Genomic DNA, 25,375 nt, shown 5'->3' on the forward strand with positions numbered 1-25,375 from the left:
GAATGCGCAGGGCTTTGCGGCGACTCCAGTGATGCAGGTCCCTCGCCCTGATCCCGCCGCAGCGAAAAGGCCGCCTGATCCTGCCGTTACATTTTGTCGAAGATTTTTACATCTGGCTGCTCCATGCCTTCGACGCAGTTCGTAATCCATTGAAAGTAAAATTGATTTTCGCTATGGCCCGCAAAATGCATCGAATGCCTGCAGCGGAGGTTGCGTGCATTCCATCCGCCAATAAGTTCAACAGCGGGCCAAAGGGGGGCGATCATGACATCGATTCTGGGTACATCTCGAATTGAACGACATACAGGGGACCAGTCGGCTGGAACGTTTTCCAAAGACGCAACAGCGTTCCTGGTCGCACTTATCGTGATCCTGGCAGGAGCCCTTGCGGCCGCCGACGCGTCCGCTTCGCCCCTCGACGAATTTCAGGCGCGCTATGAGGACGGGACATTTCTGGCCCACGAGTCGGATTATGCTGACCTCTATTCCAGATCGACTGACCGCACAATCCAAATCACCCACGCGCAGCAATTCGATGATCGCATCGACGCTTGGTATCACACGGTAATGCTGCTTGACGGCGAGCCCTACGAGCAACGCGGCGTGATGTCCTTGTATATCGAGGAGGGCCAGGTGGTACGCGAAGAGCATGCCGTCATCGAATCGGCCGAGGGGGTGGACCTTGCGATGGCCGGACAGGCTGCCGACATCGGCACAACTGCAGCAGCACTGGGTATGGGATTCGCGGAAGGCAATCCGGCAGTTGCAGCGCTCATTGGCACGCCGGGCGGGATCGTGGCGGTCGTCGGCCTGAAGCTCGGGGCCGTGCAATACGCGAATTCACGCGGCCTGGCAGAGTGTGTCACGGCACGCTCGCTGCTCGGGTCGATCGGGTGGGGCGCTGGAGCGTGGAACGTCGGCATGGTGGCGGCCGGCCCCGTTGCTGCGGTCGTGCTGGGAATTACATCGGCGTATGTCGCTTGGAACCGCATCGTCGCCGACTCGCCCGCCAGATGTATCACCGCGGTTTGATTCGCCGCTGATCGAGAATCCGGCACCTGCCGATCTTGTCGGCGGTGCCGACTTCTCGCGTTTGCGGCATGCGATCTGCAGCCCCGTCGAGGGTGGCCGACGCATGTCCCGCCGACGCGCATTTGCGGACGGTCGATTAAGTTCATCACGACCGAGTGGGGCTGTGCCCGTTCTATCCGCGTACCGCCGTTCGGCGAGACGCTCATGCGCGCCGTTCTGTCGCAAAAACCGACACTGCCTGAATTTGCGACACCCTGGCGAAAACCCGGGACAACTGGACAAAGCGACCGGCATAGGCACGCCATACCGGAATATGTCCAGATTTCCGACACTTTCCCCGTTGTGCTTCTCGCTCTAGCTGATTTCATAACTGACTGAAAACAATGGAGAATACCCGCGCTGCCCAACTCGGCATGGACCTTGCGTTACTGCCTTTGCGGGAATGCCGCAGAGACGGGAAACAGGGAGGAGAACGGGATGCGTGCCAACAGGTTGGCGTGTTTAGTTATTGGCGCCGGGGCGATGCTGGGGGCGGCCGGTGCCGGGGCCGGGCAGTGGCGCGACGGGGCGCAGGTGTACGAGAAAGTCTGTGCGCACTGTCACGAGGCCAATGTCGGTCCGGTGCTCAAGGGCCGGCAGCTTCCGCAGGTGTACATCGAGCGCGTCGTGCGCCACGGCAATCGGGCGATGCCGAGTTTCCGGCCGAGCGAGATCGACGACGCGGCCCTTGCCGAGGTGGCCCAGCTGATCGGCGCCAGCGCGCCGCTTACCAAAGAGTAGGCGCGCTATGGAGCGACGTGATTTCCTCAAGGGAGTGTTGGGAGGCGGAGCGCTGGCCGGAATGCCGCTCGGGACCTTCGCAGCCGCAGCCGCGCCGGCCGATATCGGGGCCGCAGTCCCGGTGACCCTCGTCAGCCAGGTCGATCTGCCTTTTGCGGCGGCGCTCGCCGGACGGATCGCCGGCAGCCTGGAGGCGAGGGGCCTGCGCGTCGCCCGGCTTGCACCGCACGGCAACGAGCTGGGCCGCTACGCGAGCGTCATGTCGATCCTCGACGGCGCGCGCCACGGGCATCTGATCGGGGTCATGGACGATGCCTCGGCGGTGATCGTCCAGCAGCTCGCGGCTTCCCGCGGCGCGGCGTGCGTGATCCAGACGCATCACAGGGTGTCAGAAGGGGCGGTGCGCAGCTGCTGCACCGTTGCCGGCCTCGACTCGAATCTCGTCTGGTCCGACGGCGTCGCGTCGCCGGCAGACCGTATCGGGCGCCTGTACGCCCAGGCGGTCGGTCGCGGAGGCGCCAGGTCGAGCAGCCCGGCTGCAGTTGCCGAAGACGCGTTCGCAAGCGCCAGCGGCGCTTCCGCGGCGAGCCTCGTGTCTTTCGTCATCAACACCTCGAGCATCGGACGAGGTCATACATCCACGGAGACCGCAGCATGAGTTCAAACAACAGGGTACTGCCGAAAGGCGTGACGGCCGGCGATTTCGACAAGGCGATGCAGGAGATCCGCGCCATCGTCGGCGCCGAGTACGTGCTCGTCGACGAGGAGCCACTCGCGCCGTACAACAAGATCATGGTGCCGGTGGCCGATGCGCAGCATGCGCCGTCCGCGGCGGTCATGCCGGACGGCGTCGAGCAGGTCCGGAAAATCATGAAGGTCGCGAACACGTACCGCGTGCCGGTCTATCCGATCTCGACCGGCAAGAACATCGGCTACGGTTCGGCAGCACCAGTCGAGCGCGGCCAGATCGTCCTGGACCTGCGGCGCATGAACCGGATCATCGAAGTCGATGCGGAGTTGTGCACCGCGCTCGTGGAACCGGGCGTGACTTACCAGCAGCTCTACGACTATCTGCAGGAGCACAACCTTCCGCTGTGGTTCTCGTGCCCGGCGCCGTCGGCGATCGCCGGCCCGGTCGGCAACATGGTCGACCGCGGCGTCGGTTACACGCCTTACGGCGAACATTTCATGTTCTCGTGCGGCATGGAAGTCGTGCTCGCCGACGGCGAAGTGCTGCGCACCGGCATGGGCGCGATGGAGAATTCGAACACTTGGCAGGTGTTCAAGTGGGGCTACGGACCGACGCTCGACGGCATCTTCACGCAGTCGAACTACGGCATCGTCACGAAAATGGGAATGTGGCTGATGCCGGCGCCGCCGGACTTCCGCCCGTTCTGCATCCAGTACCCGAACGAAACCGACATCACGAAGATCGTCGATGCGCTACGCCCGTTGCGCATCGCGATGGTGATCCCGAACGCCGTGGTGATCGCCCACACGCTGTGGGAAGCGCCGTGCACGCCGGTCAAGCGCAGCGACTACGTCACCGGGCAGGGCGCGATTTCCGACGACGCAGTGCTGAAGATCCAGGCCGACCACGGCATCGGCGCGTGGAACGTGTACGCGGGTCTCTACGGCACGAAGGAAACCAACGACGCGAACTGGAAAATCATCGAGGCGGTCGCGGCCGCCACCGGCGGCAAAATCATCACCGAAGAAGCTTCGCGCGGCAGCCAGGCGCTGCAATACCGCTTCGACCTGATGAAAGGCAAGCCGAACCTCGGCGAGTTCGGGCTGTACAACTGGCGCGGCGGCGGCGGCTCGATCTGGTTCGCGCCGGTGTCGCAGGCAAAAGGCTCCGAGACGCTCAAGCAGATGAAGATGGCGAAGGAGATCCTCGGCAAGTACGGCTTCGACTACGTCGGCGAATTCATTGTCGGCTGGCGCGACATGCATCACGTCATCGATCTCCTCTACGACCGTTCGGACGACACACAGACCAAGAACGCCTACGCGTGCTACGACGAGCTGCTGCATACCTTCGCGAAGGAAGGCTACGGCATGTACCGCGCGAGCACCGCATTCGCCGAGAAGGTCGCAGCGACTTACGGGCCTGTGAAGCGCGACGTCGAAAAGCGCCTGAAGCAGGCGCTCGATCCGAACAACATCATCGCGCCGGGCCGGTGCGGCATCAGCCTCTAGGAGGAGACATGAAGGAATACAAGCTCTTCATCGACGGTGAATGGGTCGAGTCGTCGTCGGGCACGATTCTCGACGACCTCAATCCGGCGACCGGCGAAGTGTTCGGACGCGTGCATCAGGCTTCGGCCGATGATCTGGAGCGCGCGATCGCGGTGGCGTACCGCGCGCGTGAAAGCTGGGGCGGCACGCTCGCGAACGAGCGCGAGGCGATCTTGATGCGCGCAGCGACGATCCTTGAGCAACGCATCCCGGAAGTGGCCGAGGTGCTGATCGACGAAGCCGGCTCGACGTTCGGCAAGGCGATGTTCGAGGCGTCGTTCGTCGTGAACCTGCTGCGCAGCGCTGCAGGCGAATGCCGGCGCATCACCGGCGAGACGATCCCGTCGGACAGCCCCGGCGTGTTCTCGATGAGCGTGCGCCGGCCGCTGGGGGTGATTGCGGGCATCGCGCCGTTCAACTTCCCGTTCCTCCTCGCGACGAAGAAAGTCGCGCTCGCGCTCGCCGCCGGCAATACCTTCATCCTGAAGCCCGCGAGCTACACGCCGGTCACGGGGCTCAAGATCGCCGAAATCTTCGAGGCCGCGGGCCTGCCGAAAGGCGTGCTGAACGTCGTGCCGGTGCAGGGTTCGGTGCTCGGCAACACTTTCGTCTCCGACCCGCGCATCCGCATGATTACTTTCACCGGCTCGACCGAGGTCGGGCGGGAGCTGTCGGCTGAGGCCGGCAAGCACTTCAAGCGCATCACGCTGGAACTCGGCGGGAAAAGCCCGCTGATCGTGCTGAAGGACGCCGACGTCGATTACGCAGTCGATGCCGCCGCGTTCGGCATCTTCCTGCACCAGGGCCAGGTGTGCATGGCGAACTCGCGCCTGATCGTCGAGGCGCCGATCTTCGACGCGTTCTGCGACAAGCTGACCGCCAAGATCAAGAGCTTTCAGGTCGGCGATCCGCATGACCCGCAGACCGTGATCGGCCCGCTGATCGACCGCAAGCAGTGCCGCGTGCTCGATGGCCACGTCGCCGACGCCGTCAGTAAAGGTGCGACGCTGCTTACCGGGGGCAGGAGCGAAGGTGCTTTCTACCAGCCGACGATTCTCGCCGGCGTGACGCCCGACATGCTGGTGTTCCGCGAAGAGAGTTTCGGCCCGGCGGTATCGGTGATCCGCGCCGCAGACAGCGAAGCGGCGCTGAAGCTCGCGAACGACTCGTGCTACGGCCTCTCGTCGGGCCTGATCACGAACGACCTGCAGAAAGCGTTCGACCTGTCGCTGCGGCTCGAGGCGGGGATGGTGCACATCAACGACTCTTCGATCATGGACGAGCCGCATGTGCCGTTCGGCGGCGTCAAGGACAGCGGCTTCGGGCGCGAGGGCGGGCATCACTCGATGGACGAGATGACCGAACTCAAGTGGATCACCGTGCAACTGGGTCAGCGGCAGTTCCCGTTCTGATGCAGCCCGGTCCCCGGCACTGCGCCGCGATGCGCAGTGTGGGGCGGGTGGTGCGGAAAATCGAATATCAGGGAGAAAACATGAAGTTAAATAAAATGGCTGTGGCCACCGCGCTGGTGGCCGTGGTGGCGGGCAATGCAGTGGCGAAGGAGGGTGGCGACCAGTACCCGAACGGCGCGGAAAACTGGCTGGCCGGCGCAGTGCCGCCGCCCGGCAACTATTTCCTGAATTACTTCGGCTATTACGACGCGCAGCTGCGCGACGGCGACGGCGACAAGGTACCGAACACGTCGGTGCGCGCATGGTTCGACGCCCTGCGCTTCATCAAGATGACCGACACGAAGATCCTCGGCGGCGACTGGGGCATGCACCTGATCGTGCCGGTGGTCAGCCAGGAGGTGAAGCTCGGCGGACGCAGCGCGTCGGAGACCGATCTCGGCGACATCACGATCAACCCGATTATCGTTGCCTGGCATACGCCGAACCTGCACTGGACCGTCGCGCTCGACTTCAACCTGCCGAGCGGCAAGTACAAGTCCGGCGATCCGCGCAAGAGCATCGGGACGAACTACTGGAGCATCGAACCGATTTTCGCGATGACATGGCTGTCGGACACCGGCTGGGAGGTGTCCGGCAAGTTCATGTACAACATCAAGTCGAAGAACAAGGATTTCCGCCCGGCGCCCGGCGCGCCGAAAATGGATTACGAGTCCGGCGACGACTTTCACATGGACTACGTCGTCGGAAAGCATATCGGCCCGTGGGCGGTGGGCCTGTCCGGCTACTATCTGAAGCAGACCACCGACGACAAGCTCGAGGGCAGGAAGATTTCGTCGGCGATCGGCCCGTGGTCGTCCGGGCGGCGAGGTGAAGTGTTCGCCATCGGCCCGAGCGTGAGCTACACGAGCAAGACCGGGACGATGTTCATCGCCCAGTGGCAGCATGAAACGGAAGCGGAGAATCGATTCCGTGGCGACAAGGCGTGGTTCAAGGTCGTGCTGCCGTTGTAGGTGCCGCGATTCGTTGGTGAACATCTCGCTCCTCAGCCAGCCCCGCAACGGGGCTGGAAAAGCCGCGGAATCAGATCCGGCTGCCCGGCGTTATTGCCGACCCGACAACAAGATTCCGTTCGGGCCAGGCTTGTCGAAGCCCCGGCAGCCTTTCTACAAGCACAAGGCGAGCGGCTGTATTTGATTGCCGGATTCGTAACGTCCGGGACTACCCCAGCCTGCGCGTCGGACAAATCTTCCCCAGCAAACCGCGCCGGTTCCACTGTCCTTCCTCGTTCACCGTCGAGCCTTCCATAGAAGGCACACCGATTGCCTGTCTTCGCCGTGATGGCCGGGCCGCTGCTCTGGCCATGAATGGACTGCAACCGAGTGACAGGAGGCGACGATGAATACGAACAATCCGGACATCCCCGGCGCGGGCGACGCGTTTCGCATGTCGACCGGCGGCACTGCGGCAGGGCCGTCGGCCGCAGGGGCCGCGGCAGGTGTCGGCACGACAATGGAAGTGGGCACGCCGGGTGACACGAGTGCCGGCAGGGGCAACGCTTCGGGTGACGGAGGCGACGGCGGGCGCGGCCGGCCGGAGCGGGAGATCCGGCGCGAAGCGAAACATCTCGCCGAGTCGCTGTTCGACAGCCAGAAAAGCGGCGTTGCGAAGGGCGCGGGCGGTCTCGCCCGGGCATTGCGGCGTGCCGGCGACGAGCTCGAGCAGCAGGAGCAGCAGAGCGTCGGCCACTACGTTGACTGGGCTGCGGACCGGCTGGAAGGTTTTGCGCGGTCGATGGAGCACAAGAAGGTCGACGGCCTCATCTCGGATGCGCAGGACCTCGCGCGCAGGCAGCCGGCGCTGTTTCTCGGCGGCGCGGTGGTCCTGGGGTTCGGGCTTGCGCGAATGTTGAAGAGTTCCGCGCGGCGGCCGCACGAACAGGAGCGCGCCGGCGAGCGGGATCGCGGGAGCGACTTCGAGCGTTATCAAGGGCGCGCCGGTTTCGAACAGGACGACGCAAACGTCCCCATTGCCGCGCACGCACCCGCGGCAGAACACCCGTTCGGCACAGGTCATTCGACCAATCCGCTCGATCGCACCGTCTCCGGCGCAGATCCCTCGGTCGGTACCGCCGTCACCCCGGGCGAACGGGAACCCAAGCTGCCGGCTGGAGGGCCAGTGTGATGGACATCAACAAGGAAACCCGCAGCCTGCCGGAACTCTTCACCGATCTGATGCGTGAAACCTCGACGCTCGTGCGCAAGGAGATTGATCTCGCGAAGGCGGAGATGAGCGAAAAGATTTCGCAGACGACGTCCGCGCTGACCTCGCTCGCGGTGGGCGGGGTCATCGCGTTCGCCGGCGTGCTGGTGCTGCTCGACGGCATTGCGCGCGCGATCGCCGTGTTCGCCGACATCGGCCTGTGGGCCGCTGCGCTGCTCGTCGGCGTCATCGTCCTGGTCATCGGGCTGGTGATGCTGAATCGCGGCCGCCACAACCTCGACGCGCGCAACCTCGTGCCGCGGCGCACCGCGCAATCGCTGCGCAGGGACAAGGAATTCGTGAAGGAGCAGACGAGATGAACACAGACAATCCCAGGAATGCCACTTACCGGCAGCCGCAGCAGTATCTCGACGAGGGGCAGACGCGCGCGCCCGATGCGCCGATGACATCCGACCGCAGCCCGGACGAGATCGAGGCCGAGATCGCAGCGGAGCGCGCACGGATGGGCGACACGCTCGAGGCGATCCAGCGCCGGCTGTCGCCGGGGCAATTGCTCGACCAGGTGCTCGACTACACGAAGCGCGGGTCGGGCGATTACGTGGCGAATCTCGGCGCCAGCGTCAGGGACAACCCGCTGCCGGCAACACTCGTCGCGGTCGGCCTCGCGTGGCTGATGGCGTCGGGAACGGGCACGCATATGCGCAGTGCAGAGCACATCGCTCGCCCGAGGGCTGCGGACGACGAGTCCTCGACCGGACGGATCAAGGGCGCGGCCGAGCGTGCGAGTTCGGCGGTGAGCGACGTGGTCCATCGCGTCGGCGACGCCGCGCGCAGCGTCAGGGAAAGTGTCAGTGGCGCGGCTCACAGCGCGCGAGAAAGCGTCGGGCACGCACGCGAATCCGGATCGCACGCCGGCGAGCGGATGCGCGAACAGGGCCGCCACGCGCGCGATTCGGCCAAGCATTACGCGGAGCGCGCCTCCAGCGGTTGGAGCTATATGGCCACCGAGCAGCCGCTCGTGCTCGGCGCGATCGGCGTGGCAATCGGCGCCGCGCTGGGTGCGGGACTGCCGTCGACGCGGCGTGAAGACGAACTGCTCGGTGAATACCGCGATGAGCTTGTCGATCGCGCCACGGAGACCGGCAAGGAGCAACTGGAGCGTGGCAAGCGGGTCGCTACGGCCGCGGTCAGCGCCGCCGCGTCCGAGGTCGATCGCAAGGCCAGGTCAGCGGAGGCAGGCGACGACACGACCGGCGCGGGACCGGGCGGCATGGAGGCGGTCGCCAAGGCGGCTGCTGCCGCCGCGAAGGGAGAGGCCGAGCGGCAGGGGATCCTGCATATCGGTTCGGGGTCCGCGATGAAGTCGGGGACGGCCGAGAGCGCGCAGGCGACCTCGACGTCGGGCGCGAGTGGAATTGCGAGCGGTTCTTCGGCCGCGACGACCGGGTCGTCGCCGTCCGCCCAAGGGACGAGTCCCGCCGGCGCGAGCGCCTCCGCCTCTGGCGCGACTCCAGCGTCCACGAAGTCGCCCGGCAGCAGGTAGCACCGCTGGTCGCAAGCGAACCGGGCGGGCGCAAGAAACCGGAGTCTTCCGCGAACGATAATGCGACGCGCGACGGCGAGGCGAGGTCAAGACGTCTCGCCGTCGTTTTTGCAGAAGCGTTCCGCCGAATCTGGCTTACGTATGCGACTGCGTCAGACGCTGTTCCGGAAAGATCTTCTGCAGCAGCCTCACCAGCGTGACGCGCTCCTCTTCGGACAGGTGTTCGACGAGCCGTTTCTCGTGTTCGCCGACGCGGCGCTTGAGCTTTTTCAGCAGCGCGACCCCGTCCGGAGTGAGCACCAGCGCGTTCGAGCGACGGTCGTTTTCGGCCGGGCGTCGTTCGACGAGACCGCGCCGTTCGAGATTGTCGATCACCGAAACCACCGTCGAGCGGTCGAGGTGCGCGGCACGGGCAAGTTCGCTCTGCTTGAGCCCGGGGTTCGCGTCAATGATGACGATGACGCCGAACAGTCCGGGCGTGACGTCGAACTCGCCGAGCGCAGCGGCGAAATCGCGAAAGATCGCGATCTGTGCAAGCCGCAGCTGATAACCCGCCAGACTGGGCAGAATGCCGAAATCGAGGCCTTTGTCTGCGGATGTTTTCTTTTTTGTCATGTCCATTCCGGGCTTGGCGTCACGGGCGCCACTCAGGTTCCAGGGTCGAATGCTACCGCAGATCGGCTCCGCGTTGAACTGCGCTTGTATTGTTAGACATCAAACAATTTGACTGGGAGCATTACGGGTGTTACCGTTCGGCCATCGGAATGCTGGCGATAGCCGGAGGGGTGCCTCCCGCCGATGCACTCCTCCGGCCAACCCGGGCCGAATCACCATGGACCCAAGCATACAAACCAGGAGAAAGCGGTAATGGCCTTGATGATCAACGACGACTGCATCAGCTGCGACGTGTGCGTTCCGGAATGCCCGAACGATGCAATCGCGACCGGAGACGACATTTTCGTCATCGACGCCGGCAAGTGCACGGAATGTGTCGGCTACTTCGACTCGCCGCAATGCATCGACGTCTGTCCGGTCGATGCCATCGTGCCGTTGGTCGCTGCGTAGCGCCTCTTCCGGTGTTGCCCGATCTGGCGGCCCCTCGCCGACACGGAGAGGGTGACGAAATACGATACAAACAAAAAGCGCGAAAGCGCTTTTTGTGTATCATTAACGCATTATGGATTGATTGACCAGGAACGGTTTCCGGGTCAGCAGTCAGCGGAGGTGCGGTTCTGCGTTTCTGTGCTACTGCTGCTCCGCCGTTTCCCGGTGTGTAGTGTCCTCGAGGCCGCCGAAACGTTCGTAGAAGTATGGTGCGGCGGGCGGCAGCGGGCCATTGGGCGTCTTGCATGTCGCCATCAGGTGCTGCTGGGCGAGACGGTAGGTGATGCGATAAATGTCGCGGCACACTTCGCGGGCCACCGAGCCGCTCCAGTCGGCAGGCATCAGTTGATCGGGCAGGAGCGGGTCGTGCAGCAGGGCGCGGCGAAAATCGTGCATCGTCAGGGTCTGCACGAGAAAGCATTGTTCCGGATCCAGGTCGCGAGCGGTGCGCAGCGCGCGCAGCACGGGCCGCAGCCGGTCCGCAAACTCCCGGTAGGTCGCGCCGATTGCCTCCAGATTCCAGCATTCGCGCGCCAGATCCTGCAGCGGCCGGTTCGACAGCGCGCCAAGATTGGTGGCGGTCATCGGCACGACCTTGTCGTGGGTGCCGGTCTCCTGCAGGATTTCCAGCAGGGTTTCGGTATCCGCCGACGGATGTGCGAGCACGCTCGGGGCGACCGTTCCGTAGCCCGCCCACGACAGTTCCTTGCGCAGCGCGTCCCGCTGCGGGGTGGCCAGCGTCGACGGCAGGATCACGATCTGCCATTCGCCGTTCCAGGGTAGCTGCCGTGCGTCGTAGATTCGGCGGTAGGCGTGTTCGAACCGCCGCCGACCCGAGGCGGTGAGGCTGTAATAGCTGTTGCGTCCGATCTGCTCGGAAACCAGCCACTTGTCCTGCGCCAGTCGATAGACGCTGGTGCGGACCATTCTCTCGTTCAGGCCCAGCGGCTCGACCAGCCGTATGAAGCTGCCGAGCCATACGGTTCCGCCGTGCGGGGCGATGAAGTCTCCGTAGATGGTGATGATCAGCGAGTTCGCGCGGACGCGGCGTTCCGCCAGGTAGTCGTTGATCCACTGCGTAATGAACCGGCTCTTCATTGTCGTGAACGTGTTTCTCTGAGGGAAGGTTATTTCGTTATTGAATTGAATGCTGATTGATTCTAGCGCCGCTCGGGCGATTTAAGAACAGAAGGAACGTGATTCGGACAGCGGATCCCGGCCGCCGGAGAGCAAAATGCGACGTTCGCTGCCGCGACGCGCAATGATGCATCGCACCATGAAACGTTGGATGAAAAACGATACAAATCTATTGACTTATATTGGCTTGATTTGTATCGTTACGGTCAATTGAAGGAGCTGATCCGCCAATCTCGGCGGATCGGGGTGAAACCGGTTGGCGGGGTGAGCGATGCGGCACGATTCGGATTCGATCGCAGATTCGCACGGCAGGGTGGGGGTGGAGCGCTGGATCGACGGCGACGCCACCCGCGAAGAAGACCTGGTTGCCGAAGAAGTTCCTGCCGCCCTCGTGTACAACGGATTTTCCCACGCCGTAATGATGACCACCCCTCAGGACCTCGAAGACTTCGCGCTCGGCTTCAGTCTCAGCGAAGGCATCATCAACGAGGCCCGTGAGCTCTACGACATCGAAGTTGTCGACCACCCCCTGGGCAGCGAAGTGCAGATGCGCATCGCCGGCGAACGCTTCGCCGGTCTGCGCCAGCGCCGCCGCGCGATGGCCGGACGCACGGGCTGCGGGCTGTGCGGCGTCGAGAGCCTCGAGCAGATCGCCGGCCGCCCGCTCGGCACGGTGGATGCGGGCCGCGGCGCGCTGCAGGCTCGCGCATTGTCCCGGGCGCAGGCCGAGCTGCACGCGCGCCAGCACCTGTTCCACCTGACCGGTGCGGTGCATGCGGCGGCGTGGTGCGGCCTGGACGGGGCGGTCGAATTCGTGCGCGAGGACGTCGGCCGGCACAACGCGCTCGACAAGCTGATTGGCGCGGTCGCCGCCAGCGGCAGCGCGTTCGGCGACGGCTTCGTGCTGATGACGAGCCGCGCGAGCTACGAGATCGTGCAGAAAGCCGCCGCCGTCGGCATCGCGGTCGTCGCGGCGGTGTCGGCCCCGACCGGCATGGCGGTGCGCCTGGCCGAAGCGGCCGGGGTCACATTGATCGGGTTTGCACGCGGCGAGCGCCACAGCGTGTATTCGCACCCGCAACGCATTCATTGAGGTGAGAAACAACATGACGCTTGCCCCCAAGCCGCAGTCGGTCGCCAAAGTCGCGAGCTACTGCTACAACTGCGTCGCCGGCCCGGACTTCATGACCGTCAAGGTCGTCGACGGCGTCGCGACCGAAATCGAGCCGAACTTCGCCGCCGAGGATGTGCATCCGGCGCGCGGGCGCGTGTGCGTGAAAGCCTACGGGCTGGTGCAAAAGACCTACAACCCGCACCGCGTGCTGCAGCCGATGAAGCGCACGAACCCGAAGAAGGGGCGCAACGAGGATCCGGGCTTCGTGCCGGTGTCGTGGGACGAGGCGCTCGATCTCGTCGCCGCGAAGCTCACCGCGACGCGCGAGAAAGGGGTGACGGACGAAGCCGGCCTGCCGCGGCTCGCAGCGAGCTTCGGCCATGGCGGCACGCCGGCGATGTACATGGGTACGTTCCCGGCCTTTCTTTCCGCGTGGGGTCCGATCGACTTCAGCTTCGGCTCGGGCCAGGGCGTCAAGTGCGTGCACTCCGAGCACCTGTATGGCGAGTTCTGGCACCGCGCCTTCACGGTCGCGGCGGACACGCCGCTTGCCGACTACGTGATCTCGATCGGCTCGAACGTCGAAGCCTCCGGCGGCCCGTGCGCGGTCACGCGGCACGCCGGAGCGCGCGTGCGCGGCTACAAGCGCGTGCAGGTCGAGCCGCACCTGTCGGTGACCGGCGCCTGTTCCGCTGAATGGGTGCCGATTCGGCCGAAGACCGACCCGGCGTTCATGTTCGCGCTGATCCACGTGCTGGTGTGCGAACAGGGTCTGGACAAGCTCGACGTGTCGTTCCTGCGTGATCGCACCTCGTCGCCGTATCTCGTCGGCCCCGATGGCCTGTACCTGCGCGACGCGGCGACCCGCAAACCGCTGCTGTGGGACGAGGCGAGCGGGCGCGCCGTGCCGTTCGATACGGCGGGTGCAGTGCCGGCAGTGGCCGGGTGTTTCCCCGTGGCCGGTGCCGTGAGCGTCGACGCCGACGATGCGTGTCGCGAAATGGGCGCGGTCGAAGGCAGGACCGCGTACACGATGCTCGTCGAGCACATGAAGAAATACACGCCGGAATGGGCGGCAGGCGTGTGCGACGTGCCGGCCCCGACGATCCGGCGCATCGCCAACGAATACCTCGAAGCCGCGTCGATCGGCGCGACGATCGACATCGACGGCCACACTCTGCCGCTGCGCCCGGTCGCGGTGACGCTCGGCAAGTCGGTCAACAACGGCTGGGGCGCGTTCGAATGCTGCTGGGCGAGGACGCTGCTGGCGACTCTCGTCGGCGCGCTCGAGAACCCCGGCGGCACGCTCGGCACGACGGTGCGGCTGAACCGCCCGCACGATGACCGCCACGTCAGCGTCAAAGCCGGCGAAGACGGCTTCATGGCGCAGAACTTCAACCCGACCGACAAGGAACACTGGGTGTCGACGCCGACGGGGCGCAACGCGCACCGCACGCTCGTGCCGATCGTCGGCAACAGCGCTTGGAGCCAGGCGCTGGGCCCGACGCAACTGGCGTGGATGCACCTGCGCGAAGTGCCGAGCGACTGGTCGATGCCGGTACCGACGCTGCCCGACGTGTGGTTCGTCTATCGCTCGAACCCGGCGATCTCGTTCTGGGACACGCCGACGCTGGTCGACACGATCGCGACGTTTCCCTTCACGGTGTGCTTCGCCTACACGGTGGACGAGACCAACTGGATGGCCGACGTGCTGCTGCCCGAGGCGACTGACCTCGAGTCGCTGCAGATGATCAAGGTCGGCGGCACGAAGTTCGTCGAGCAGTTCTGGGAACACCGCGGCGTCGTGCTGCGCCAGCCCGCGGTGGCGCCGCAGGGCGAGGCGCGCGATTTCACGTGGATCAGCACGGAGCTGGCGAAGCGCACCGGGCTCCTCGAAGGCTACAACGCTGCGCTCAACCGCGGTGCCGGGGGCGGGGCACCGCTCAAAGGCGAGCATTACGACCATTCGCTCGACCTGAGCCAGGAGCATGGTGTCGAGCCGATCTGGGACGCGATCTGCAAGGCTTCGTCGGCAAGCCTGTCGAATGGCGCCGAAACCCACGACCTCGAATGGTTCAAGGAGCACGGCTTCTACACGGTGCCGATGTCGAAGCTCGACTGGTACCTCACGCCGACGCTCGAAAAGCACAATCTCCGCTACGAGATGCCGTACCAGGAGCGCCTCTTGCGGATCGGCCGGGAGCTGGGCAACCGGCTACACGAGCAGAAGATGCACTGGTGGGACGCGCAGCTCTCCGAATACACGGCGCTGCCCGAGTGGCACGACGTGCCCGGACGCTGGACCGAGCAGCTCGTCAATGTCGGCGCCAACCCGGACGACTTCCCGCTGTGGCTGCTCGCGACCAAAAGCATGCAGTACCACACCGGCGGCAACGTCTCGATTGCGCTGATGCGTGAAGTCTCGCAGAACGTGCGCGGCCACACCGGCGTGATCATCAACGCGAAGACGGCGAAGAGCCTCGGCATCGCTGAGGGCGACCGCGTCGAGATCCGCTCGCACATCGGCGCGACCTACGGCGACGCCGTGCTCGCGCAGGGCGTGCGCCCGGACACGCTCGTGATCCTCGGGCAGTTCGATCACTGGGCGACGCCTTTCGCCAAGGATTTCGGCATGCCGAGCCTCAACACGATCGCGCCGATGTCGCTCGAATTGACCGATGCGACTGGCTCGGGTTCGGACATCGTGCGCGTTGCGCTGCGCAAGGTTGCTGCTAAGGAGACTGTATGACCCGCTACGTGATGGCCATCGATCTGCGCCGCTGCGTCGGCTGCCAGACCTGTACGGCGGCGTGCAAGAACGCCAACGCGACGCCGCCGGGCGTGCAGTGGCGCCGCGTGCTCGATATCGAAACGGGCGAATTTCCCGACGTGCGCCGCAGCTTCGTGCCGGTTGCGTGCATGCACTGCGACGAGCCGCCGTGCGAGGAAGTGTGCCCGACCACGGCGACGAAAAAGCGCGCCGACGGTCTTGTGACCATCGACTACGACACTTGTATCGGCTGCGCGAACTGCGTGATGGCCTGTCCGTACGAGGCGCGCTCGATCGTGCACGAGGCGAAGTTCGCCTACGGCGACACGCCGATCAAGTCCGAAGAGGTGCGCTTCGACCCGGCACGCATCGGGGTGTCGATGAAATGCACGTTCTGCGTCGATCGCATCGACGAGGCGGCGAGGACCGGGCAGGTGCCCGGGCGCGACCCCGAAGTCACGCCGGCGTGCGTCAATTCGTGCATCTCGGGAGCGATGAGCTTCGGCGATATCGACGACCCCAACAGCAACGTCAGCCGGCTCTTGGCCGAGACGCAATCGTTTCGCATGCACGAGGAACTCGGCACGGGCCCCGGCGTGTATTACATCTGGGACAAGGGGTGAACGCCGCGATGAAAGCGAAGACCTTGAAGGCGGGCGACCGGATCGGGCCGCGCCAGCAGCACAACTGGGACTGGCGCGCGGCGTCGAACTTCATAGCAGGCGGAGCGGGCGGCGGGCTGCTGTTCTTCGCCGCCCTGGCGAGCCTTGCGGGCATCGACGTTCGCGCCCTGCTGCTCGGCGGGATGGCGCTGATCGGCGCGGGGCTGACCTGCGTGTGGTTCGAGATCGGCAAGCCATGGCGGGCGTTGAACGTCTATCGACATCTGGCCACGTCGTGGATGACGCGCGAAGCGGCGGTGGCGCCGCTGGTGTTTGTCTGTGGCGCACTCGCGCTGCTCACCGGCCATAGCATTTTCGTGCTGCTGACGGGCGTGTTCGGCGCCGCTTTCGTCTATGCCCAGGCGCGGATTCTGTCCGCCGACAAGGGGATCCCGGCGTGGCGCCACGCGCGCTGCCGGCCGATGCTGGTCGCGACCGGTTTCGCTGAAGGCGCGGCGCTGGTCGCGGTGGCAGCGCCGTTCGTGATGACGAGCGCGGCGGGCCAGATCGCAGTCGCCGCCGTGACGCTCGGGCTGCTGCTGATTCGCGTCCTGCTGTGGCGCAGTTATCTCGCCGGCCTGCGTGCCGACGGGGCGCCGGAAGGTAGCCTGCGTGCGCTGGCGGCGGTCGATGGGCAGTTCCTGAAGTTCGGCAACCTGCTGCCAGCGGCATTGCTGCTGGTTGCGGCGCTCGGCGCGCCGCTGGCGGGCCTCGCGCTGATTCCGGCCGGACTGATCGCGGTCGGCGGCGGGTGGCTCGTCAAATACACGCTGGTGCGCCGCGCCGCCTTCACGCAGGGCTTCGCGCTGCCGCACCTCCCGGTGCGCGGGCGCGGTCCGGCCGGCGCCGCGGTGAAACCGGGCTGGGGCGGCGCCAGCTGAACGGCCGGGGGCTGACCCCCCGCCAACCGAAGCAAACGACAGGGACCGGGCCAGCGAGCCGGGTTCCGCGAGCAGCAGGAGGAGACAAGATGTACGAGGTGCGATTCCATGGCCGGGGCGGCCAGGGTTCGGTGCTGGCGTCGGGCATTCTGGCCGCGGCGCTGGTCGAGGAAGGCAAATATGCGGTATCGATCCCGTCGTTCGGCTTCGAGCGGCGCGGCGCGCCAGTCGTGTCGTTCCTGCGCGCGAGTGAGCGTCCGATCCGCCAGCTCACCAATATCTACAACCCCGACTGCCTGATCTGCGTCGATCCGACGCTGACCCGCTCGGTCGATATCTTCGCCGGCCTGAAGCCGGGCGGCACGCTCATTCAGGCGACGCACAAGCCGCTCGCGGAGCTCGTGCTGCCCGACACGGTCGGGCGCGTCGGACTGTGTGACGCGGTGAAAATCGCTCTCGAGGTCTTCCGCCGCCCGATCACCAACACCTTGATGCTCGGCGCGTTCGCGAAGACGACGGGCGTGGTGTCGCTCGACGCCTTGAAGCGCGCGCTTGAGCACTCGGACTTTCGCGACGCCGGGCTCGCGCAGAATATGACGGCGCTCGAGCGCGGCTACGCCGAGACGACCGTCCACCAGATCGAAAGGAGGGTCGCCGCATGAGCCGGCATCAAAGCTATCCGCTGTTCAACCTCGAGCAGGCCAACGTCCCCGACGACCTGTGCCCGGTCGCGACCGACATCAGCCCGATGCTGCCTGGCGACTGGAGAAGTCAGCGCCCGGTCGTCGACCGCGACAAATGCGTCAAATGCGCGGTGTGCTGGCTGTACTGCCCGGTGCAGTGCGTCGAGGAGCACGCCGCGTGGTTCGACTTCAACCTCAACACCTGTAAAGGCTGCGGCATCTGTGCGACCGAGTGCCCGCAGCGCGCGATCACGATGATCGGGGAGGCCCAGTGAACATGAGCACCACCACGCTCGAAAAACCCGCCGTCAGCGCGCCGAAGAAGCAGAAAGTGATGCTGTGCGAAGGCAACGAAGCGGCCGCGCTGGCCGTCGCGCTCGCGCGCCCCGACATGGTCGCGGTGTATCCGATCACGCCGCAGTCCTCGCTCGTCGAGCACGTCGCCAGCCTCATCGCCGACGGCAAGATGGACGCCGACATCGTCGACGCCGAGGGCGAACACTCGGTGCTGTCGGTGCTGCAGGGCGGCGCTCTGGCCGGTGCGCGCACCTACACGGCGACCTGCGGGCCGGGCCTCGCGTTCATGTTCGAGCCGTATTTCCGCACGTCGGGCATGCGCCTGCCGATCGTGATGTCGATCGTCACGCGCGACGGCATCACGCCGCAGTGCGTGTGGGGCGGGCACCAGGACGCGATGACGGTGCGCGAAGTCGGCTGGGTGCAGATCTACTGCGAGACGGTGCAGGAAGTGCTCGACACGACAGTCATGGCGTTCAGGATCGCTGAAGACCACGACGTGATGCTGCCGGTGAATATCTGCCTCGACGGCAATTACCTGTCGTACGGCACGGCGCGCATCGAGCTGCCCGACCAGTCGGACGTCGATGCGTTCATGGGGACGAAGGACGTCAACTGGCACGTCGCGCTCGACCCGCTCAAGCCGATGGCGGTCGATCCGCTCACCGGAGGCGCGGGCGGCAAGGGGCCGGCGACGTTCGTGCGCTATCGCAAGAGCCAGTGCCGCGGCATGCAGAACGCGCTGGGCGTGATCGAAGCGGTGCATGCCGAGTGGGCGGAGCGCTTCGGGCGCAGCTACGCGCCGCTCGTAGAGGAGTACCGCTTGGACGACGCCGACTTCGCGATCATGACGCTCGGCAGCATGACGGGGGCGGCAAAGGACGCGGTCGACGAGGCGCGTGAAGCCGGCAAGAAAGTCGGCCTCATCAAGATCAAGACGTTCAGCCCGTTCCCGGTCGAGGCGCTGATGCGTGCGCTGTCGAAAGTGCGCGCGCTCGGCGTCGTCGACCGCTCGGTCGGGTTCCGCTGGAACTGTGGGCCGATGTACCAGGAAGTGCTCGGCGTGCTGTACCGCCTCGCGCGGGAATCGGGCACGGTGCTGCCGGCGATGAGCTTCATCGGCGGCCTGGCAGGCGCGGACATCACGATTCCACACTTTCACCGCGTCATCGACGCCACCGAGCGGCTGCTCGATGGGCCGGCGCCCACCGAGCCGGTGTGGCTCAACGAGAATGACTGAGGGCGGCAGAACCATGGAACCAGCGATGGAACAGACCCAATACCTGATCGTCGGCAGCAGCCACGCGGCGCTCGAGGCGATCAGCGCGATCCGCATGCATGACGCGACCGGCACACTGACGGTGGTGACGCGCGACGCGCACCTGCCGTATTCGCCGACCGTGCTGCCCTATGTCGTGTCCGGAAAATCCGCGCCCGAGCGGGTATTCCTGCGCGACGACGACTTCTTCGCGCGCAACGCAGTGAGCTACCGGCCGGGCGCCGGGCTCGCCGCGCTGCACGCGGACTCGAACACCGCGGAACTTGCCGACGGCACGCGGCTCGGCTACGACAAGCTCTTGCTCGCGACCGGCACCTCCCCCGCGATCCCGCCGATCCCGGGCATCGACACCGTGTCCTACCACGTGCTCCGGACGCTCGACGACGCACTCGGGCTGCGCGACGCGATCGCGCAATCGCGCCAGGCAGTGGTGCTCGGCGCAGGGCTCGTCGGCATGCACGCGGCCGAAAACCTCGTCAAGGCCGGCGCGAGCGTGACTATCGTCGAGATGAGCGACCAGCTCACCGCGGGCTACTTCGACAAAGTCGCTGCGCAGATGATCGAGCAAGCTTTCACCGACAACGGCGCGAAGATCCTCACCGGCAGCCGCGTTGTGCGCCTCGAGCCGTCACCCGTTGGCGCGCGCCTGACGCTCGCCAACGGCACGACGCTCGAAGCCGATCTCCTGCTCGTCGCGACCGGCGTCAAGCCGAACCTCGAGTACCTGAACGGCAGCGGCGTCGCGTTCGACCACGGCATCCTCGTCGACGACACGATGCGCACGAGCGTCGCCAACGTCTGGGCGGCGGGCGACTGCGCGCAGGCGAAGCATTTCTTCTCGCCGACGCCGCGTGTCAACGCCATCCTGCCTTCGGCGACCGAGCAGGGACGTCTGGCCGGCATGGCGATGGCGGGCGATGCCGGCATCAAGCCTTACCCGGGCGGCGTGCCGCTCAACACCTACCACTTCTTCGGCCGGCATGCGATCTCGGTCGGTTCGAGCGAGGCGCCCGAAGGCAGTGAGGTCCTGACCCGCTTCGATGAAAAAACCGGGCGTTACCTGAAGGCGATCTTCCGCGACGGGCGCCTCGCCGGCATCTTCGGCGTCAATGAATTCTTCGACGGCGGCATCATGTGCCAGCTGATTGTGCGGCGCATGGACCTCACGGCAGACAAGGAGCGCCTGGTCGCCGACCCGCTCAAAGTCGGCCGTGAGCTGATGTCGAGGACGTGGCGCTAGAAGCGCCCGATCAAGGAGCAGATATGGGACGAGCTTACAGCACGATCGCCTTCGACCCCGCCAAGTGCGACGGCTGCGGCGATTGCATGACGGCCTGCGCGCAGGCCAAGACCGGCACCGATGATTGGGCGCGCTCGCGCATCCAGATCGTCGGCCGAGGTAACGCAACTCAGGACGCAATCAGGGACGCAATTGAGGACGCCACTGAAAAAGCGTTCGAGCTGGCGCTGTGCCGCCAGTGCGCCGATCCGAAATGCGTCACCGTGTGTCCGGCAGGCGCCTTGGCCAAGGACGGCGCATCGGGCGTGATCGGCTGGGACGCTTCGAAATGTGTCGACTGCCTGTTGTGCACGGTCGGCTGTGCGTACGGCGGCATCGCGCTCGACGAAGTCAGCGGCCACGTGTCGAAGTGCGACACTTGCGATGGCAAGCCGGCGTGCGTGCCGGTGTGCAGCAAGGGCGCGCTGACCTATGTGACGACGGCGAACATCTACAACGAAGTCGGCGACTGGGAAGACCTCTTCGCGCCGGGGCTTGCGGGCTGCCAAGGCTGCAACACGGAACTCCTGATGCGCCACACGCTGCGCCGCGTCGGCCCCGACACCGTGCTCGCGACTCCGCCCGGGTGCGTGCCGGGGATGGGCTCGGTCGGCTTCAACGGCACGACCGGCACGAAAGTCCCGGTCTTCCATCCGCTCTTGACGAACACCGCGGCGATGCTCGCGGGCGTCAAGCGCCAGTTCAAGAGGATGGGGCGCGACGTGACCGCCTTGGCGATCGCCGGTGACGGCGGGGCGTCCGACGTCGGCTTCCAGTCGCTGTCGGGAGCCGCCGAGCGCGGCGAGCAGATGCTCTTCATGGTCGTCGACAACGAAGGCTACATGAACACCGGCATGCAGCGCTCGAGCTGCACGCCGTACGGCGCCTGGACTTCGACGACGCCGATCGGCGCCGGCTGCAGCGCCGGCCAGCCCGCGCAGGGCAAGACGCAGGACGCGAAGAACCTGCCGCTCTTGATGGTGAATCACCGCTGCGCGTACGTCGCGACCGCGTCGACGGCGTACATGGAAGATCTCTACGCGAAGCTCGATCGCGCGATCGAAGCGTCGAAAACCGGTTTCGCCTACGTGCATGTCTATTCTCCCTGCACGACCGGCTGGCGCTTTCCGTCCGACCAGAACATGGAAGTCGCGAGGAAAGCCGTCGAGACCAACTTCGTCATGCTGTGGGAATTCACGCCGAGCGAAGGCCTCAGGTTCAGTCGCTCCGTCGACGACCCCCTGCCGGTCACCGACTACCTCAAGGCCATGGGACGATTCCGTCACCTGAGCCCGGAGCAGATCGAGCACATCCAGGGGAAGGTCGTGGAAAATTCAAAATTCATCCAACGTTTTTCGGAGCAGGCCCATGGCGGCTAGACAAGACTGGGAGTCGGGGCGCGCCCCGGCAGGTGATGAACTGGAACCGATCGAGACTGCGAGCCGCGAGGAACTGGCCGCGCTGCAGCTCGAACGGATGAAATGGTCGTTGCAGCACGCCTACGACAACGTGCCGCACTACCGCGCCGCGTTCGACGCCGCCGGCGTGCATCCGTCCGACCTGAAGCAATTGTCCGACCTCGCCCGTTTCCCCTTCACGAGCAAGAAGGAACTGCGCGAGAACTACCCTTACGGGATGTTCGCGGTGCCGATGAGCGAGATCGTGCGCGTGCATGCCTCGTCCGGCACGACCGGTCTGCCGACCGTCGTCGGCTACACGAAGAACGACATCGCGATGTGGGCGGGCGTCATGGGGCGCTCGCTGCGCGCCGCCGGCGGCACGCGCAACGACATCATCCTCAATTCCTACGGCTACGGACTGTTCACCGGCGGCCTCGGGGCGCATTACGGCGGCGAGAACCTCGGCGCCGCGGTGATCCCGATGGGCGGTGGCAACACTGAGAAGCAGGTGCAGCTGATCCGCGAATTCGGCCCGACGATCATCCTCGCGACGCCGTCGTACATGCTGACGATCGCCGACGAGCTGCAGCGCCAGGGCATCGACCCGACTTCGACGTCGCTGCGCCTCGGCGTGTTCGGCGCCGAACCCTGGACCAACGAGATGCGCCGCGAGATCGAGACGCGCCTCGGCATTGACGCGATCGACATCTACGGGCTGTCCGAAGTCATCGGCCCGGGTGTTGCGTGCGAATGCGTCGAGACGAAGGACGGTCCGCATATCTGGGAAGACCATTTCTATCCCGAAATCATCGATCCCCAGACCGGCGAAGTGCTGCCCGACGGCGAACCGGGCGAGCTCGTGTTCACGTCGCTGACGAAGGAAGCGCTGCCGATCATCCGCTACCGCACGCGCGACCTTACCGTGCTGCTGCCGGGGACCGCGCGGCCGATGCGTCGCATCGGCAAGATCACCGGCCGCAGCGACGACATGCTGATCATCCGCGGCGTGAACGTCTTCCCGACGCAGATCGAGGAAATCCTGCTCAAGCATGAATGCCTGTGCGGCCATTACCAGCTTCAGATCACCCGTGAACACCACATGGACGAAATGACGGTGCTCGCCGAAGTGCGCCACGACCTGTCGGAGGTGCTCAGTGCGAGCCAGCGCGCCGCGATTGCGACCGAGCTCCGCCACGAGATCAAGAGCGCCGTCGGCGTGTCGGCCGATGTCCACGTGCTCGAGACGGGCAGCATCGAGCGCACGCAGGTCGGCAAGGCAAAGCGCGTCATAGACAAGCGGCCGAAGGCGAGTGTGTGATACGGCACCGATAGCACCAGGGAATTCCAACAAAAGCCGCGCGGCAATCCGCGGGGCGATAACGGAGACAGCACAGTGAACGATCGGTCGACATTCAATCCGGGCGCAGCGGTGAACGCCGTGGCCGGAGAGCTGTTCAAGCAGGCAGCGTCGGAAGGGCGCGACGCGCTGAATGCCGCGGAACTCGAGAAGTTCGTCGCGAGCTTCGGCGCCGCGCTGGCGGAGGGAACGCCGGGCGGCGTCGATCTTCGCATCGAACTGAACAACACGCGCGAGTTCGGCATCGTCATCACCGCAGGGCAGGGCGGCATCGATGCGCAGCTCGACCGCGACAATTTCCGCAAGGACCGCGCGAGCGTTTCGGCCTCGGTCGAACTGACCGACGCCGCCGGCTTTCTCGACCTGTTCCGGCGCACCCTCGCGTACCGCAAGATGGCAGCGCTCGCGCAGCGTGACGGACGTCGTCCGCCGGACCAGGTGCTCGAATTCTGCTTCGGCCTGATGCTCGGCCTCGCTCGCGAGTATTCCGCGGCCAACCCGCAAGCGCCGTACGTGCTGCGCACGCTCGAACTCGACTCGGTGCAGTTCAACAAGAAGCCGACCGTCGGCAGCGCCCGCTTCGAGTTCGGCGCCCCGGTCGCGGGTCGCCTGCCGCGCCCGGTGCACAAGATCGACAAGCTGATCCATCCCCAATCGATCGGCATCATCGGCGTGTCGGCGACGAGCATGAACTTCGGCCGCATCATCCTGAAGAACCTTATGGGCAGCGGCTATCCGAAGGAAAAGCTGACGATCCTGCGTCCCGGCGAGACCGAGATCGACGGCGTGCGCTGCGTCGAGGGCCTCAAGGCGCTCGACCACAAACTCGACCTCCTGATCGTCGCGGTCGCCGCCGACGCGGTGTACGGCCTCGTCGACGAGATCATCGAAACCGACGCGGTCGAATCGGTGATGCTGATTCCCGGCAGCCTCGGCGAGACGGCGAAGAGCCGGGAGCCGGCAGCGGCGCTCGCCGCGCGCATCAACGCAGCACACGGCAGACCCGACGGCGGGCCGGTGTTCCTCGGCGCGAACTGCCTCGGCGTGGTGTCGCATCCGGGCGGCTACGATTCCTGGTTCATCCCGCTCGAGCGCCTGCCCAAGCCGCAGAAGAAGCCCGAACGCAACTCGGTGATGCTGAGCCAGAGCGGCGCGTTCATGATCACGCGGCTGTCGCAGAACCCGTGGCTCGACCCGCGCTACATGCTCGCGCTGGGCAACCAGACCGATCTGACGCACGGCGACATGCTCGGTTTCTTTGCCGAACGACCGGATATCGAGACGATCGGCGTCTACATCGAAGGCTTCAAGGACGGCGACGGACTCGATTTCGCCAAGGCAGTGCGCCGCGCAGTCGAAAACGGCAAGCAGGTCGTCGTCTACAAGTCCGGCCGCACCGAAGCGGGCGCGGGCGGCGTCATGGGCCATACGGCTTCGATCGCCGGCGACCCGGTGCTGTTCGAGTCGGTGCTGCGCCAGGCCGGCGCAATCGTTGCCGAGGACTTCAATACGTTCGACGATCTTTTCTACATCGCCGGCGCGCTGCATCACAAGAAGGTCGGCAAACGCATCGGGGCGATCAGCGGCGCCGGTTTCGAGGCTGTCGGCATGGCCGATTCGATCATCTCCGAGACTTTCGCGCTGGAGATGGGCGCGCTCGAGGAGGCGACCGTCAAGCGCGTCGGGGAGATCCTCGCGGCGAAGCGGCTCGACGCGCTGGTCGAAGTGCGCAATCCGATCGACATCAATCCGGGGGCGGACGACGAAGCGCACCTGCTGATCACGCAAGCCTTCCTCGACGACCCGAACATCGACGCGGTCGTCGTCGGCCTCGACCCGACCGCGCCGTCGATCCGCGCCCTCGAATCGAGCAAGCTGCGGCCCGGCTTCGATTTGTCGGACCCGAAAGGCACGGTGCACCTGATGCCCCCGCTGGTCGAACGCAACGACAAGCCGGTGATCGGCATCGTCGACGGCGGCGTCCTCTACGACGCGATGGCCGGCCGCCTGATGGACCAGGGCGTGTGCGTGTTCCGCAACTGCGGGCGCGGCACCCGGGCGCTGGTCCGCTACGTCGAGGCCCGCCTCAACGCGGACGCGATCAAGAACCGCAATCAATAGACTTGGTTGAAAAAGCGGCAGCCTTCCATCCGGGCGGCTGCCTTTCGAAAACATGGAACAACT

Annotated in this window: 23 protein-coding genes; 21 read left to right on the plus strand and 2 right to left on the minus strand. The window is 65.6% G+C overall.

From position 1 onward, the window contains the following. Nucleotides 1-264: 264 nt before the first annotated feature. From GO608_RS09825 to GO608_RS09865, 9 genes are all read left to right on the plus strand, one after another. A complete protein-coding gene (locus GO608_RS09825) occupies nt 265-1,032 on the plus strand; it encodes a hypothetical protein (RefSeq protein WP_169198908.1) in 768 nt (255 codons plus the stop codon). Between the two features lie 477 nt (nt 1,033-1,509). After that, complete coding sequence (locus GO608_RS09830; RefSeq protein WP_169198909.1) at nt 1,510-1,812, plus strand: c-type cytochrome; 303 nt, start codon at nt 1,510-1,512, stop codon at nt 1,810-1,812. Nucleotides 1,813-1,819: 7 nt separating this feature from the next. Continuing rightward, nucleotides 1,820-2,470 carry a hypothetical protein gene (locus GO608_RS09835; RefSeq protein WP_211159425.1) on the plus strand — a complete coding sequence of 217 codons (651 nt, stop codon included), beginning with the start codon at nt 1,820-1,822 and terminating at the stop codon, nt 2,468-2,470. Beyond that, complete coding sequence (locus GO608_RS09840) at nt 2,467-4,014, plus strand: FAD-binding oxidoreductase (RefSeq protein WP_169198910.1); 1,548 nt, start codon at nt 2,467-2,469, stop codon at nt 4,012-4,014. Before GO608_RS09835 ends, GO608_RS09840 begins: the two co-directional genes overlap by 4 nt. An 8-nt stretch (nt 4,015-4,022) precedes the next feature. Further along, nucleotides 4,023-5,465, plus strand: a complete 1,443-nt coding sequence (locus tag GO608_RS09845; RefSeq protein ID WP_169198911.1) for an aldehyde dehydrogenase family protein — start codon at nt 4,023-4,025, stop codon at nt 5,463-5,465. An 80-nt stretch (nt 5,466-5,545) separates the two neighbouring features. Further along, the gene (locus GO608_RS09850) at nt 5,546-6,475 is read left to right on the plus strand and encodes a SphA family protein (RefSeq protein WP_169198912.1); all 930 of its coding nucleotides are present in this window, start codon (nt 5,546-5,548) and stop codon (nt 6,473-6,475) included. A 385-nt stretch (nt 6,476-6,860) separates the two neighbouring features. Next, complete coding sequence (locus tag GO608_RS09855) at nt 6,861-7,646, plus strand: hypothetical protein (RefSeq protein ID WP_247002987.1); 786 nt, start codon at nt 6,861-6,863, stop codon at nt 7,644-7,646. Next, nucleotides 7,646-8,044, plus strand: coding sequence for a phage holin family protein (locus GO608_RS09860; RefSeq protein ID WP_169200646.1), 399 nt, complete (start codon nt 7,646-7,648; stop codon nt 8,042-8,044). Before GO608_RS09855 ends, GO608_RS09860 begins: the two co-directional genes overlap by 1 nt. After that, complete coding sequence (locus GO608_RS09865; protein WP_247002989.1) at nt 8,041-9,228, plus strand: DUF3618 domain-containing protein; 1,188 nt, start codon at nt 8,041-8,043, stop codon at nt 9,226-9,228. The genes GO608_RS09860 and GO608_RS09865 overlap by 4 nt, the downstream gene beginning before the upstream one ends. Nucleotides 9,229-9,363: 135 nt before the next feature. Here the strand turns inward: GO608_RS09865 and GO608_RS09870 are convergent, their stop codons facing one another. Continuing rightward, nucleotides 9,364-9,843 (minus strand): MarR family winged helix-turn-helix transcriptional regulator, encoded by a 480-nt coding sequence (locus tag GO608_RS09870; RefSeq protein WP_169200419.1) that lies wholly within the window; start codon nt 9,841-9,843, stop codon nt 9,364-9,366. A 252-nt stretch (nt 9,844-10,095) separates the two neighbouring features. On the opposite strand from GO608_RS09870, the gene GO608_RS09875 reads away from it, so the two are divergent. Beyond that, the gene (locus GO608_RS09875) at nt 10,096-10,293 is read left to right on the plus strand and encodes a YfhL family 4Fe-4S dicluster ferredoxin (RefSeq protein WP_053422058.1); all 198 of its coding nucleotides are present in this window, start codon (nt 10,096-10,098) and stop codon (nt 10,291-10,293) included. A 180-nt stretch (nt 10,294-10,473) separates the two neighbouring features. Here the strand turns inward: GO608_RS09875 and paaX are convergent, their stop codons facing one another. Continuing rightward, nucleotides 10,474-11,430: a phenylacetic acid degradation operon negative regulatory protein PaaX gene (gene paaX, locus GO608_RS09880; protein WP_169200418.1), complete on the minus strand. Its 957-nt coding sequence runs from the start codon at nt 11,428-11,430 to the stop codon at nt 10,474-10,476. A gap of 310 nt (nt 11,431-11,740) precedes the next feature. On the opposite strand from paaX, the gene fdhD reads away from it, so the two are divergent. The 11 genes from fdhD to GO608_RS09935 all read left to right on the plus strand — a co-directional run bounded on the left by fdhD (nt 11,741) and on the right by GO608_RS09935 (nt 25,312). Beyond that, a complete protein-coding gene (gene fdhD / locus GO608_RS09885) occupies nt 11,741-12,562 on the plus strand; it encodes a formate dehydrogenase accessory sulfurtransferase FdhD (RefSeq protein WP_169200417.1) in 822 nt (273 codons plus the stop codon). A 13-nt stretch (nt 12,563-12,575) separates the two neighbouring features. After that, a complete protein-coding gene (locus tag GO608_RS09890; RefSeq protein WP_169200416.1) occupies nt 12,576-15,332 on the plus strand; it encodes a molybdopterin-dependent oxidoreductase in 2,757 nt (918 codons plus the stop codon). Beyond that, a complete protein-coding gene (locus tag GO608_RS09895) occupies nt 15,329-15,976 on the plus strand; it encodes a 4Fe-4S dicluster domain-containing protein (RefSeq protein WP_169200415.1) in 648 nt (215 codons plus the stop codon). The genes GO608_RS09890 and GO608_RS09895 overlap by 4 nt, the downstream gene beginning before the upstream one ends. Before the next feature lie 8 nt (nt 15,977-15,984). Continuing rightward, nucleotides 15,985-16,896, plus strand: a complete 912-nt coding sequence (locus GO608_RS09900; RefSeq protein ID WP_169200414.1) for a DmsC/YnfH family molybdoenzyme membrane anchor subunit — start codon at nt 15,985-15,987, stop codon at nt 16,894-16,896. An 89-nt stretch (nt 16,897-16,985) separates the two neighbouring features. Further along, complete coding sequence (gene padE / locus GO608_RS09905) at nt 16,986-17,558, plus strand: NADH-dependent phenylglyoxylate dehydrogenase subunit gamma (protein ID WP_169200413.1); 573 nt, start codon at nt 16,986-16,988, stop codon at nt 17,556-17,558. Further along, complete coding sequence (gene padF / locus GO608_RS09910; RefSeq protein ID WP_053422052.1) at nt 17,555-17,854, plus strand: NADH-dependent phenylglyoxylate dehydrogenase subunit delta; 300 nt, start codon at nt 17,555-17,557, stop codon at nt 17,852-17,854. Before padE ends, padF begins: the two co-directional genes overlap by 4 nt. A gap of 2 nt (nt 17,855-17,856) precedes the next feature. Beyond that, nucleotides 17,857-19,116, plus strand: a complete 1,260-nt coding sequence (gene padG / locus GO608_RS09915; RefSeq protein WP_169200412.1) for an NADH-dependent phenylglyoxylate dehydrogenase subunit alpha — start codon at nt 17,857-17,859, stop codon at nt 19,114-19,116. A gap of 25 nt (nt 19,117-19,141) precedes the next feature. After that, nucleotides 19,142-20,395 (plus strand): NADH-dependent phenylglyoxylate dehydrogenase subunit epsilon, encoded by a 1,254-nt coding sequence (gene padH, locus GO608_RS09920; RefSeq protein ID WP_169200411.1) that lies wholly within the window; start codon nt 19,142-19,144, stop codon nt 20,393-20,395. A 23-nt stretch (nt 20,396-20,418) separates the two neighbouring features. Beyond that, nucleotides 20,419-21,813: an NADH-dependent phenylglyoxylate dehydrogenase subunit beta gene (padI, locus tag GO608_RS09925; protein WP_169200410.1), complete on the plus strand. Its 1,395-nt coding sequence runs from the start codon at nt 20,419-20,421 to the stop codon at nt 21,811-21,813. Beyond that, nucleotides 21,803-23,152, plus strand: a complete 1,350-nt coding sequence (paaK, locus tag GO608_RS09930; protein WP_169200409.1) for a phenylacetate--CoA ligase PaaK — start codon at nt 21,803-21,805, stop codon at nt 23,150-23,152. The genes padI and paaK overlap by 11 nt, the downstream gene beginning before the upstream one ends. Nucleotides 23,153-23,227: 75 nt before the next feature. Further along, the gene (locus tag GO608_RS09935; protein ID WP_169200408.1) at nt 23,228-25,312 is read left to right on the plus strand and encodes a CoA-binding protein; all 2,085 of its coding nucleotides are present in this window, start codon (nt 23,228-23,230) and stop codon (nt 25,310-25,312) included. Nucleotides 25,313-25,375 lie beyond the last annotated feature (63 nt).

This window comes from Aromatoleum buckelii, assembly GCF_012910785.2.
GTDB classification, from domain to species: Bacteria; Pseudomonadota; Gammaproteobacteria; order Burkholderiales; family Rhodocyclaceae; genus Aromatoleum; species Aromatoleum buckelii.